At 71.9% G+C, this 12,131-nt stretch carries 8 protein-coding genes and 1 pseudogene; 2 read left to right on the top strand and 7 right to left on the bottom strand.

The window, feature by feature from the left end:
• Positions 1–82: 82 nt before the first annotated feature.
• From EAO76_RS11415 to EAO76_RS11405, 3 genes and pseudogenes are all read right to left on the bottom strand, one after another.
• A complete protein-coding gene (locus tag EAO76_RS11415) occupies positions 83–1,327 on the bottom strand; it encodes a helix-turn-helix domain-containing protein (RefSeq protein ID WP_148835825.1) in 1,245 nt (414 codons plus the stop codon).
• Positions 1,328–2,081: 754 nt separating this feature from the next.
• Positions 2,082–2,219: pseudogene (locus EAO76_RS11410) on the bottom strand (IS5/IS1182 family transposase); the annotation flags it as partial.
• 117 nt (positions 2,220–2,336) lie between these two features.
• Positions 2,337–2,876 carry a phosphoribosyltransferase family protein gene (locus EAO76_RS11405; RefSeq protein ID WP_148835824.1) on the bottom strand — a complete coding sequence of 180 codons (540 nt, stop codon included), beginning with the start codon at positions 2,874–2,876 and terminating at the stop codon, positions 2,337–2,339.
• 525 nt (positions 2,877–3,401) lie between these two features.
• Between EAO76_RS11405 and EAO76_RS11400 the strand changes: the two genes are divergently transcribed.
• Positions 3,402–4,247, top strand: a complete 846-nt coding sequence (locus tag EAO76_RS11400; RefSeq protein ID WP_148835823.1) for a peptidoglycan recognition protein — start codon at positions 3,402–3,404, stop codon at positions 4,245–4,247.
• Between the two features lie 132 nt (positions 4,248–4,379).
• Here the strand turns inward: EAO76_RS11400 and EAO76_RS11395 are convergent, their stop codons facing one another.
• From EAO76_RS11395 to EAO76_RS11385, 3 genes are all read right to left on the bottom strand, one after another.
• Positions 4,380–6,959 (bottom strand): discoidin domain-containing protein, encoded by a 2,580-nt coding sequence (locus EAO76_RS11395; protein WP_148835822.1) that lies wholly within the window; start codon positions 6,957–6,959, stop codon positions 4,380–4,382.
• 97 nt (positions 6,960–7,056) lie between these two features.
• Positions 7,057–7,239 (bottom strand): hypothetical protein, encoded by a 183-nt coding sequence (locus tag EAO76_RS11390; protein ID WP_148835821.1) that lies wholly within the window; start codon positions 7,237–7,239, stop codon positions 7,057–7,059.
• Between the two features lie 274 nt (positions 7,240–7,513).
• A complete protein-coding gene (locus tag EAO76_RS11385) occupies positions 7,514–8,611 on the bottom strand; it encodes a threonine synthase (protein ID WP_262375388.1) in 1,098 nt (365 codons plus the stop codon).
• Between the two features lie 233 nt (positions 8,612–8,844).
• On the opposite strand from EAO76_RS11385, the gene EAO76_RS11380 reads away from it, so the two are divergent.
• Positions 8,845–10,431, top strand: a complete 1,587-nt coding sequence (locus tag EAO76_RS11380; RefSeq protein WP_148835819.1) for a S8 family peptidase — start codon at positions 8,845–8,847, stop codon at positions 10,429–10,431.
• A 150-nt stretch (positions 10,432–10,581) separates the two neighbouring features.
• Here EAO76_RS11380 and EAO76_RS11375 read toward each other — a convergent pair whose 3' ends face one another.
• Positions 10,582–11,964: a glycoside hydrolase family 18 protein gene (locus tag EAO76_RS11375; RefSeq protein ID WP_148835818.1), complete on the bottom strand. Its 1,383-nt coding sequence runs from the start codon at positions 11,962–11,964 to the stop codon at positions 10,582–10,584.
• Positions 11,965–12,131 lie beyond the last annotated feature (167 nt).

Here is a 12,131-nt window from a genome sequence, read left to right as displayed (position 1 = left end):
GATCAGAGGATCCCGCGGGGGCAGGGGGACCGGGGGCCGGCGAGCCGAGCGGCTCGAGCCGGTGTCGGTCGTGGAGGCGGTATCAGTCGTGCACGGGGGCGAGTACCCGTGCCAGTGCCGGTTGTAGATCGTGTACGGCCTGGCTGCTCCGGAACCGGGAGAGTTCCCGCGCGAGACGCCGGATGTCGCTGTTCACCGTCGCCGAGGGCACGGTCGACATCATCCCCAGGAGTTCCCCGGCGATCGTGCACGCGTGCTCGACCTCTCCGGAGGCGGCGTGGGCCAAGGACCTGCGGAAGCCGTACCGGACACGGGTGCGCAGTGCGTGCGGCGGGAGACGGCGGCACTCCCGGTCGAGGACCTCGGCGGCGGCCTTGGGATGACCGAGGTCGTACAGGCACCAGCCGGTCGTCATGGCCGCCGGATCGCTCACGTGGGTGGTGCCGATCACGTGCTCGCTGCCGCTGCGGGCGTCGTCGCTGTCGAGCAGCTCCCGCGCCTTGTCGAGGCTGCGGAGGCAGTCGCGTTCGTCGCCGACGAGCGCGTGTCCCTGTGCCTCTCGTTGGGCTGCGAGTCCTCGGATGCGCGGAGGGAGTCCGGCGCTCTGAGCCCGGCGGGCCAGAGTGACGGTGCCCGCTGCGTCCCCGCCGTAGAGAGTGACCAGGGCGCGTCGTACGAGTGCGTAGAAACCGAGGTACGGATCGCCGCCGGCGTGCGCCAGTTCGGAGGCCTCACCGGTCCAGCCGAGTGCCGCACTGTTGTCCCCGGCCTCCTGGGCCATCCAGCCGGTGAACTCCGCGAATCGCGACGCGAGCAGGAGCACGGGGGCCCGAGTGGTGGATGGGGCATCGGCGGCCAGTCCGGCGACCGCGCGCGTCTGCGTCTCCAGCAGGGGAAGCAGGGCCTTCGGCGCGGTGGATTGGCCGAGCTTTCGCAGGAGGTCGAACTGCGCGTGGAAGGAGGGAAGGAGGGGGCTGGTGGCCGGGGGTGCCTGACCGCCGAGTTTCAGACCGAGGTCGATCAACGCCCCTGTGCCGGCCGAGAGGACCGCCCGGCGCCCCACCAGCCAGGGGCTCGGGGTACTGGAGGTTTCGGTGGTGTCCGAGCCTGTTTCGGGGTGGATGACCAAGCGTTGCAGCTCGCCGTTCGCGCCGAGGAAGGCGTCGCACCGCCGGGCCAGTTCGAGGGAGGCGGAACGCTCCCCACGCTCGACCTTGCTGAGATGCCCCTTGTCGTAGTTGAGCGCCACGGAGAACTCGGTCAGAGTCAGGCCTGCCTTCTGCCGTAAACGGCGAAGTTCTGGGCCAAAAGGTAAAGTTGTACTCATTACTAACCTCCCCTTGAGTGGTGATCGTGAGAGTCGTGCGCCCTTGCGGGAGCTCTCGTTCGACGTTTGCCGACTGGAGCGAAGATCGGCGATCGAACACCCAGCGTGATGGGTCCGTTTCGTTTCGCATCCGAGGGCGAGTTTGGCACGAGGGGCGCCTCATGGGTCGGGGTTCGGCGGGGTTGCCTGTTGCCTCTTCTGTTTTCCGCTGTTCTCTGTCCGATTCTTGCTGTGGCCAAAGTCGGTCACGACCGGGGCAAAGCGGTTAGTGAGGGAGGGAGATGAGGCCCTGTTGGTTGCGACGCGGAGGGTGTTGTGGATCGTTCGGTGTGATTCCCGATCAAGGGAGATGCGTCAATGAGCAGTGACAACATGACCGAAGCCGGGCAGTCGAGCCGTGTTGGGTGGTCGGCTGTCGAGGGCGGTGCATTCATCAGGCCTCGGCCTCCAGCCGTTGCTGTTGTGCAACGTCGGCGATCCTGAGATCTCTTGTGCTTTGTTGCGAATCCCGCGCCGGGACGGCGCCGATCCTCCTTTCGTGCGGGTGGTCGGTGCTGCCGTCAATGCTCCTGGGTTTTCGGGGCGGAGGCAGGTGGGGAGAGGGGGGTGTGCGGGCTCGTGGTCATGCACGTGACTGTCCCGGTCCCGTATGACGGTGCCTCCATGGACACATGGTGGGAACGTAACAAGGGGTCGCTGCTGCCCGGATGCCTATGACTCCCGCCCTCCGGTCCACTGGGTTCTGTCTCTTTGGCCGGCGTCGGGTCCGGATGAGGATGCCCGCGAGGTGCAGGGCGGCCCGGTGGGCGATCGCGAGCTCGTCGGTTCGTGTGACCAGGCCGCGCCACTGTTTGAGGTGGTTGATGCATCGATCGACGGTGTTCCGCTTTTTTTGTATGCCTCGCTATCGGTCGGCATCAGCGGTGCGATCCGGTCCCACGTCGGATCAGTGATCACTGATCGGGCAGACACGCCCAGTTGACTCACCAACCGGCCAGGCGGACACGTGTCAGGACTTCCCGTCCCAGACGGGAAGTTCGGCAGCGGCGACGATGCTGCGGACGCCCAGGTCCGCCCGCCGGGCCGGGGCCGTTTGGTCAACGACGACGGAACAGCCGGCCCACTGCCCGCCGCACTCTTCGACCATTGACCGCACGGCCGACGCCTGGCTGCCCGTCTCGATCCAGTCGTCGACCAGCAGCACCCGGTCCCCGGGGCCCACCGCCGCCCGCTGCAGACGCAGCTCCTGGCGAGTGCCCCGGTAGTCGGGGGCGCTGCGCCGGGTGACCTTGTCCCCCGGGAAGATCCCCTCGCCCTTGCGTACTGCGACGAAGCCGACGCCGAGTTCGACGGCCACCGCCGCGCCGAGCAGGAATCCCCGCGACTCGACGCCGCAGACGGCCGTGACGCCGTCGTCCCGGAACGGCCCGGCCAGGCCGCGGACCACCGCGGCGAGCGCCCCGGGGTCGCGGAAGATCTGCCAGACGTCGGCGTGGCCGCCGAGCCACCGGAAGCGTTTGAGGGCCAGGGCATGTGCGTGAGACGTCATGATCGCGAGTCTGCGGACAGACTGGCAGCCCAGGCAATCGGATTCTCGTTCGAGGAGGACCGGCGGGCGATGCACCACCTTCGCCGTGATCCTGATCCGGACCCGAAGCCGACCGAGGAGACACGGCCTGGGGCCTTTCGTTTGGATCAGGCCGGATCAGTGAGCGGGGTCCGGTGTGTGCGATCGCAAGGCGGAGGAGGGAGACAATGGCGGAGCCCTGGCGAGTGACGACAACGCGGCGAGCGATGGGGTCTCCCCTGCTCGAGCGCAGCCGAGAGCTCGGGGAAGTACCGGGGCACGCGAGCCCGGCATGATCCAAACGAAAGGCCCTAGCCCGCCTGCACTAACCCGGCGCGCGCGGCGACCCCCGCGCCACGAGGCTGTGGGCGTAAGCGCCTGTCGGTGGTCCTTGCCCGAGGGCCGCCCGGCAGGCCCTCGGCGCTCCCGCCGTCCTCCCGGCGAAGGCGAAGACGAAGAAGGTTCCCTGTGCGTTTGCATCGAATAGCGCTGTGGGTCACGGGCCCCATGGCCATTCCCCTCATAGCGGCGCCGGCCGGGGTGACGGCGGCCGGCGCCATCGGTGAGACGGCCCCGGAGGCGACCCGCTCCGTGCGGACGGCCGCCGTCACCGAACCGGCCGTCGGCTCCTCGCCCACCTTTCCGGCCCTCGGGGCCACATCGGTGTCCCTCGCCCACGGCGCGCCCCGCCCCGCGATCGTCTCGCGCGGCCGGTGGCGGGCCGACGAGACCAGGCGCGATGCCCACGCCCGTTACGCGGGAGGGGTCTCGGCGGTCTTCGTCCACCACACCGACACTCCCAACGGCTACGACTGCGCGGACGTCCCCCGCACCCTGCGCAATCTGTACACGGGCCAGACCAGGGACCGCAGTTGGGGGGACCTCGGCTACAACTTCCTCGTCGACCGGTGCGGCACCGTCTACGAGGGCCGGGCGGGCGGCGTCGGGCGGGCCGTCGTCGGCTCCCACACCGTCGGGTTCAACCAGGGCACCACCGGCATCGCGGCGATCGGCACCTTCGGGGCGGGAACGCCGGTGCCGGCGGCCATGGAACGGGCGATCGCGGCCCTCGCCGCCTGGAAGCTCGGCCTCGGCGGCGTCGACCCGGCGGGCAAGGTGCGACTCACCTCGACGAACGACAAGAGCCGCTATCCCGAGGGGACTTCGGCGGTCTTCGACGCCATCTCCGGCCACCGGGACGGCTTCGCCACCAACTGCCCGGGAGAGGCGCTGTTCGCACGGCTCCCCGCGATCCGCAAGGCCGCCGCCGAACTCCAGGGACGGTCCCGGCGCGCCTCTGCCGGGGCGCATCTCCCGGTGAGCCTCGGAAGCCTTTACCACAGCGTGGATTGACGGTCGGTCAGGTTGCCCGGCCCGGCCCGGCCCGGCCCTGCCCTTCCCGAAGCCCGAAGCCCGAAGCCCGAAGGCCCGAGGCGCCGGGCACCGGGGACCCTCCCGCGGCCGGTGTCCCGTGCGCCCTCGCGGTCACGGCTGTACGATCGCCAACTCGCTCACTCCCGGGGGCTTCTGGGCGTCCTCCGACGCGACCGTCAGCCGCACCAGCCGGGCCACCGGATCGGCGCCCGCGCGGTACGGCCGCCAGTGTGCGCCGTCCGCCGAGACCTCCAGGCGGTACGAGGAGGGGCGCGCGTCCGTCCACCGCGGCGCGATCGAGGTCACCGGGGCCGCCCGTCCCAGGTCCACCGTCAGGGCGCCCTTCGCACCGTCCGGGGACCAGGCCGTGGCCGGGCTGCCGTCCACCGCTGCCGCCGCGTACAGGCCGGGCGTCTCCGACGTGGCCGTCGCCGGGCGGCAGCGGGCCGCGTCGGAGGTCGGGGCGAGGTCGGGGCGCCGGGTGGGGAGGGTGAGCGCGCGGTCGAGGGTGCGCGGGCCCGCGGGGGAGTGGACGGTGAAGGGGGCGCCGGAGGTCAGCCGCACCGTCGTCGTCCGGGGCCCGATCACGACGTCGTACGTACTGCCCCGGTGGCGCAGGCCCTTCAGGGTGACGCCCCGGTCCAGCTGCGGCGGCAGCATCGGATCGAGACGCACCCCGTCCTCCCGCAGCCGCAACCCCGTCAGGCCGTGCGTGAAGACCTGGAGGAAGCCGCCCTTCCCGGTCAGGAAGTCGTCGGCGGGGAAGCCCGACAGCGGGTCCTGGGCGCCCGCCTTCGCGCCCCGGGCCTCGCTGAACAGGGCGTACGGACCGCGGGTGAACGGGCGGACGGCGCGCTGGAGATAGGTGTACGTCGCGCAGCCCGGCTCCCCGATTGCGGCCGCGTCGATCGCGTGCACCGAGTCGGTCATCGCCGGGCCGTCCGGGTCGGTGAGCGCCGCGTAGTGGTCGAGCGTGGCCGCGGCGGCGCCCGGCTCCATCGGCCACTCCAGCGGGTAGACCAGCAGCACGGTGTCCGCCTGCTTGATCGTGGAGTCGTTGTAGCCGGCGTACTGGAGGAAGATCTTCCGCTCGGGGTCGTACGGGATGCGCAGCCCGTCCGCGACCCGACGCCACCCGTCCGGTGCGGGGTGTCCGAGCAGCTGTGCGGCCCTGGTGGCGTTGCGCAGGGCGGTGGCCGCGACGGCGTTGGTGAAGACGCCGTCGGTGACGCCGTTGCTGTACTCGTCGGGGCCCGCGACGTTCTTCACCGAGTAGCTGCCGTCGTCGTTCGCGGTGGCCCGGGAGGCCCAGAAGTCGGCGATCCCGCTGAGCAGCGGCCAGCCGCGCCCGGCCAGCCAGGCCCGGTCCCCGGTCGCCAGGTAGTACTGCCAGACGGCGAGCGAGACATCGCCCTGGAGGTGGTTCTGGGTGAGGCAGTGCGGCGGGTCCCAGCTCTGGCACTCGGAGTGCAGATCGCCCCGGCTCGCGCTCGTCCACGGGTAGAACAGTCCCTCGAAGCCCAGCTCCCGGGCGTTGGCGCGGGCGGCCCCACGGGTGCGGTAGCGGTACTCGACGACCGTGCGGGCCAGCTCGGGACGGGTGGCGAGCAGTCCCGGGTACATCCAGGTCTCGGCGTCCCAGAACACCATGCCCGCGTAGTTGTCGCTGGTCGGACCGGCCGGTGCGATGCTGTCGCGGGCACCGGCGCGGGTGGCGGCGGCCAGCCCGTACTGCGCGGACCGCAGCCACTTCTGCAGCTCGGGGCTGCCCGGCACCAGGACGTCGGCCGCCCAGACCCGCCGCCAGGCGGCGGCGTTCGCGGCGAGGACCCCGGACCAGCCGCGCCGGGCCGCGCGCCGGGACGCGTCGCGGGCGGCGGTGCGCGGGACGGACGAGGTGAGCGCGGTGTCGACGCCGACGTACTTCTCGAAGGTGTACGAGCGCCCCGCGCGCACCCGGTGCGTGCTCCGCGCCGCGACCGGGGTGCGGGCGCCGGTGCGCAGGGTCTGGACGATCGCGCCCGCCGTCCCGGTGCCCAGGGTGCGGAACGTGCCGTCGCCGGCCAGGGCGATCCGGCGGGCGCCCCGCGGGTCGAGGCGGCCGGTGACGGTCGCGGTGCCGTTCCAGCGCGGTGTCATGCGCAGCCGTACCGCGCCCGTGTGCGGGTCGGAGCGGTCGGCGAGCACCTCGTACACCAGGTCCGTCGCGCGTCCGTCGGCCGTGGTCCAGCGCAGCGACGTGCGCACCAGGCCGCAGCGCAGGAAGAGCGTCTGGCGGTAGTGCGAGATCCGGCCGGGGGGAGTGCCGGTGCCGTAGGTCTCGTCGCCGACGCGCACGTCGAGGGTCGTCCAGCTCGGCAGCGCGGCGATCACCTCGCGGCCCCCGGCCAGGTCCGCCTCGCGCCCGAACAGGCCGGAGACGAAGGCGCCGTCGTAGCGCGGGGTGAACAGCGGCCAGCCGGTCCGCTCGCCGGAGGCGGCGTAGCCGGCGCCCGCGGCGGGGACCCGGTGGCCCAGGTAGCCGTTGCCGACGTAGGGGTCGTAGCCGGCCGCCTCGACCCGCGGGGCGCCCGCCGGATCGCCCTGGCCGGCGACGGCACGTTCCGCACCCTGGGCACCGGGACGGCGGGCGCGATCGTCCAGACCCTGCGCACCGGCGCCCGCACCCCGGTCGCGGCGCGGAGCACGCACCGGGTGCGCGCGCCTCTCCGCACCGTCCCGCCCCGGTCCCTCCGACGGTCACCCCGTGCGGCCCGCGCGCCGTGCACCGCCGCGCGGGGCCCGTTCCCTACCGTCGTACGGTGAGCCCTTCGCGCAACCGTCTCCTCGCGTCCCTCTCCGTCCTGGCCGCGGCCGGGCGCGGCGAGGCGTGCGCCGCGGGGGCGGGCGGCGCGACCGGGGCCGCCGCGACCAGGGCGCCCGCGGCCAGGACGGAGAGGGACGCGAGGAGACGGTTGCGCGAAGGGCTCACCGTACGACGGTAGGGAACGGGCCCCGCGCGGCGGTGCACGGCGCGCGGGCCGCACGGGGTGACCGTCGGAGGGACCGGGGCGGGACGGTGCGGAGAGGGGCGTGCGACGGGGCCCGCGACGCCCCGGAGCACACCCCGCCCGCACGTCTGTCCGTTCCGGGATGCCCGCGCACCTCGCCCGTGCGTCTGTCCGTCCCGAAACGCCCGCACGCCTGTCCGTTCCCGGACGCCCGCACACCCGCCCGGCGGCCCCGGAACGCCGGGGCTCACCGGGTCAGTTCGCGAGGCCCGTCTTGAGGCCCGCGCCGCACAGCGGCACGACGACGTCACGGTCCGTCCAGCCGCCGACCGCGGCCCAGCAGGCGACCCCCGTCGTCTCCACGTAGAAGCCGCGTGCGGCCAGGTCCAGCTGCGCCGCGCGGATCTGCTCCTCGGACACGGTGAGGAAGGTGCCGCCCGATTCGCGCACCGCGGCCAGGATGGCGCGGGCGCGCGGCGGCCGGGTGATGGCGATGCCCTCGGCGAGGGTGGGGGAGAGGGGGCCGGCCGGCTCGTCGAGCAGCTCCGCCGCGCCCGCGCGGAACGCCGCGGCCAGCGGCGACACGGCCTCGGCCTGCACGGCGATCAGCGCCGGGCGTTCCTCGATCAGCCCCATGGCGTGGAGTTCGGCGGTGGCCAGGGCCGCGCCGAGGAGCAGGGTGCCGTTGCCGACCGGTACGGCGATGGCGTCCGGGAGCCGGCCGCCGAGGTCCTCCCAGAGTTCGTACACGTAGGTCTTCGTGCCGTGCAGGAAGTACGGGTTGAAGACGTGCGAGGCGTAGAAGGTGCCGGGGGCGTCGGCGGCGGCCCGGGCCGCCAGGGCGGTGGCCTCGCGGTCGCCGGGGACGATTTCCAGCCGGGCGCCGTGGGCCCGGATCTGCTCGGTCTTCTTCGGGGACGTGCCCTCGGGGACGTACACCGTGCAGGGGAGCGAGGCGCGTGCGCAGTACGCGGCGACGGAGGTGCCGGCGTTGCCGCTGCTGTCCGCGACCACGCGCTCGGGCGAGAGGCGGCGGGCCAGTTCGGCGAGCACCACCGCGCCGCGGTCCTTGAAGGACAGCGTCGGCATCAGGAAGTCGAGTTTGGCCGAAACGGTTTCGGTGAGCGGGACGAGCGGGGTGCGGCCCTCGCCGAGCGTGGTCGCGGGTGAGTCGAGCGGCAGCACCTCCTCGTAACGCCACAGTGAATTGACGCGCGCCCTAAGGGAGTTGGGCGAGAGAGCGGCGGAAGGTTCGAAGTCGAGGTCCCAGGGGCCGCGGCAGACGGGACAGCACCAGGTGAGAGCGGTGGTGTCGGCCCGGGTGCCGTCCTGCGGGCAGAAGTAGGTGGGCATGCCCGACAGCATGTCAGGCGTGTGACGACGGCATGGCGAAGGCGTGGCGCACCTGTTGGACCCTTGTGCGATTCCCAAGAATCGGTCAATCTTTCGCTGTCGGTCAGGACCGTGGGCAAGCACGGAACTTTCAACAACCGATTGTCATGCCCATGTTTAACGGTGCCTGTTCCGTTTTTGAGTAGCGCGTGTAACCCCCCACCCATGCACCGTGATCGAGGAGGACCCCCCACATGTCAGTGACGCGTCACACCCCCCACGCACGTCGAAGACTGGCCGCGGCGAGCGTCATAGCCGGTGCGGCCCTCGCACTCTCCACCGCCGCGGTGTTCCCCGCCTCCGCCTCGGATCAGCCGGCGGAGGGGCTGATCCAGAACGCGGGCGCCCCGGGCACCATCAGTGGCAGCTACATCGTCACGCTCGACGAGTCGGCGCCCGACGCGGGCTCCTCGGCGGGCCGCGCGGTGGCCAAGGAGTACGGCGCCAAGATCAAGCGGACCTACCGTTCGGCCGTCAACGGTTACTCGGTGGAGCTCTCGGAGAAGCAGGCGAAGCGCCTCGCCGCCGACCCGGCGGTCAAGACCGTGGTGCAGAACCGGGTCTTCAAGGTGACCGGCACCCAGCCCTCGCCGCCCTCCTGGGGCCTGGACCGGATCGACCAGAAGTCCCTTCCGCTGAACCAGAGTTACACCTACCCCGACAAGGGTGGCGAGGGTGTCACCGCGTACATCATCGACACCGGTGTGCGGATCTCCCACAGTGACTTCGGCGGCCGGGCCTCGAACGGCTACGACGCGATCGACAACGACAACACCGCGCAGGACGGCCACGGCCACGGCACCCACGTGGCGGGCACCGTCGCCGGCGGCTCGTACGGTGTCGCCAAGAAGGCGAAGATCGTCGCCGTCCGGGTCCTCGACGACAGCGGCTCCGGCACGACCGAGCAGGTCGTCGCGGGCATCGACTGGGTGACGGCGAACGCCGTCAAGCCGGCCGTGGCCAACATGAGCCTGGGTGGCGGTGCGGACTCCGTGCTCGACGAGGCCGTCCGCAAGTCCATCGCGTCCGGCGTGACCTACGCCGTGGCCGCGGGCAACGAGTCGACCGACGCCTCCACGAAGTCCCCGGCGCGGGTCGCCGAGGCCATCACGGTCGGCTCCACCACCAACACCGACGCCCGTTCCAGCTTCTCCAACTACGGCAGCATTCTGGACATCTTCGCGCCGGGTTCCTCGATCACCTCGACCTGGAACACCAGCGACAGCGCCACCAACACCATCTCCGGCACCTCGATGGCGAGCCCGCACGTCGCCGGTGCCGCGGCCCTCTACCTGGCGGACCACCCGGGCGAGAGCCCCGCGCAGGTCTCCGCCGGACTGGTCGCCGCGGCCAGCACCGGTGTGGTGACCAGCCCGGGAACGGGTTCGCCGAACCGCCTGCTGAACGTCGGCGGCGGCTCGACCACCCCGCCCGGTGGTGACAAGTTCGAGAACAAGACGAGCTACACCATCAGCGACAAGGCCACCGCCACCTCGCCGATCACCGTCTCCGGTGTCACCGGCAAGGCGCCCGCCTCGCTGAGCGTGGCCGTCGACATCTCGCACACCTACATCGGCGACCTGACGATCGACCTGGTCGCGCCCGACGGTTCGGTCTACAACCTGAAGGCCGGCGGCGAGGGCGGCAGTGCCGACGACGTGAAGAAGACCTACACGGTGGACGCCTCGTCCGAGACGGCCAACGGCACCTGGAAGCTGCGCGTCCAGGACAGCTGGTACGGCGACACCGGGAAGATCAACGCCTGGTCCCTGCAGTTCTGATGACTGACCGTCGGTGATCCACCGACCGTGCGGGGCGGCTGCTCGGGCAGCCGCCCCGCCGCGTTTTCCAGCACGTCCCCGGCGGCGGAACCGCCGGGGACGCCGCCGCGGGTGCCCGGCGGTGTTGCCGGGAGGGCGTCACCGGCAGTGCTACCGGTGGCGCAGGCCCCGGTCGACGGCGGTCATCAGCTCGCCGTCGTCCGTGTCCCCGTCCAGCGACCAGAACATCGCGCCGCCGAGCCCGCGCTCGCGGATGTACGAGGTCTTGGCGCGCAGCACCTGCGGGTCGTCGTAGGTCCACAGGGTGGTGCCGTCGAACAGCCAGGCGCTGCCGTCCCGGACGTTGCGGTGGACCTCGTAGGCACCCGAATCGGCCAGTTTCCTGAGGGCCTTGTAGTCCTCGTAGCCCGCCGACCAGGTGGCGGGGGCGGGGCCCGCGGCCGGTTGGCCGAGGCCGTCGCCGCCGCCCTCGACGCCGGTCCAGCCCTGCCCGTAGAAGGGCATGCCCATCACCAGCTTGCGGGCGGGGGCGCCGCGGCGGAGCCAGTCGCGGACGGTCTGGTCGACGCTGAAGTCGCCCTTCGCGTACAGCGCGGACTGCTGGGCCGTGGTGGGCTCGCCGGAGACGTGGAAGTCGTAGCCCTGGAGGTTCACGAAGTCGAAGTCCCGCATGATGCGGCGCACGTCGAAGCCCGCGTCGATCTTGGCGGGGGCGGTGGGCACGAAGGCGGAGAGCTCGTAGTGCTTCGGCTTCGGACGGTGCTTCGTCCCCGTGCGGGACGCGGTGCTCCTCGCGTAGGCGTCGAGCTGGGTGCGGAACTCGTGCACCAGCGCCGTGAAGTTGCGCTTGTCCTCGGGGCGGTACACGGTGTCGGTGTCCCCGGCGGAGCCCGGCCACTCCCAGTCGATGTCGATGCCGTCGAAGAGGCCGGCGGCGGCGCCCCGGCCGCCCCGCGTCCCGTCGACCGGCAGGTCGCCCTTGATGTAGAGGTCGATGCAGGAGGAGACCAGCGCCTTGCGGGAGGCCGCGGTGCGGACCGCGTCCGAGAAGTGGGTGGACCAGCTCCAGCCGCCGAGGGAGATCATGACCTTGAGGCCCGGGTGCTTGGCCTTCAGTTCGCGCAGCTGGTTGAAGTTGCCCGCGAGGGCCTGGTCGTCGGTGTCGGCGACCCCGTCCACCGATCCCGCGGCGTCCAGCGGCCGGGCGTAGTCGGCCCAGGCGTCCGCCTCGCCGGGCACGTTGCCGGTGAAGCACTTGCCCTCGGCGCTGACGTTGCCGAACGCGTAGTTGATGTGGGTGAGCTTGGCCGCGGTGCCGCTCGTGTCCAGGTCCTTGACCTGGAAGTCGCGTCCGTACACGCCCCATTGGGTGAAGTAGCCGACGCGCTTGTACGAGGGGCCGTGACGGCCCTCGCCCTTGCCCCGGTGGTCGTCGGCGCGGTCGGGGGAGGCGGTGGCGGCGGGGGCGAGGCCGGCCGCCAGGGTGACCGCGCAGGCGGCGACGGCGAGGGAGGACAGAGTTCTTCGACGCATGGGGCCCGTTCCTGTACGTGTGCGGGGAGGTGAATCCGGCACGTGTGCCGGGAGATGCCGGAGTCGTGCGCTGAACCGTGTGCTGCGTGCTGCGAACCGCGTGCTGTGGAGAGGAAGTTATTGGTCTGGACCAAAAGGGGTCAAGGGGTGGAGGCGGGGGATTGCGG

It is taken from the genome of Streptomyces sp. sk2.1 (assembly GCF_008120935.1).
Lineage (GTDB): Bacteria > Actinomycetota > Actinomycetes > Streptomycetales > Streptomycetaceae > Streptomyces.
Note: the sequence above shows the minus strand (reverse complement) of the source record. Positions and strands in the feature narration are given on the sequence as shown.

Bases quoted from the DNA above. Each gene is read 5' to 3' on its own strand.
- EAO76_RS11415 (WP_148835825.1), bottom strand. From the start codon at position 1,327: ATGAGTACAACTTTACCTTTTGGCCCAGAACTTCGCCGTTTACGGCAG.
- EAO76_RS11405 (WP_148835824.1), bottom strand. From the start codon at position 2,876: ATGACGTCTCACGCACATGCCCTGGCCCTCAAACGCTTCCGGTGGCTC.
- EAO76_RS11400 (WP_148835823.1), top strand. From the start codon at position 3,402: ATGGCCATTCCCCTCATAGCGGCGCCGGCCGGGGTGACGGCGGCCGGC.
- EAO76_RS11385 (WP_262375388.1), bottom strand. From the start codon at position 8,611: ATGCCCACCTACTTCTGCCCGCAGGACGGCACCCGGGCCGACACCACC.
- EAO76_RS11380 (WP_148835819.1), top strand. From the start codon at position 8,845: ATGTCAGTGACGCGTCACACCCCCCACGCACGTCGAAGACTGGCCGCG.
- EAO76_RS11375 (WP_148835818.1), bottom strand. From the start codon at position 11,964: ATGCGTCGAAGAACTCTGTCCTCCCTCGCCGTCGCCGCCTGCGCGGTC.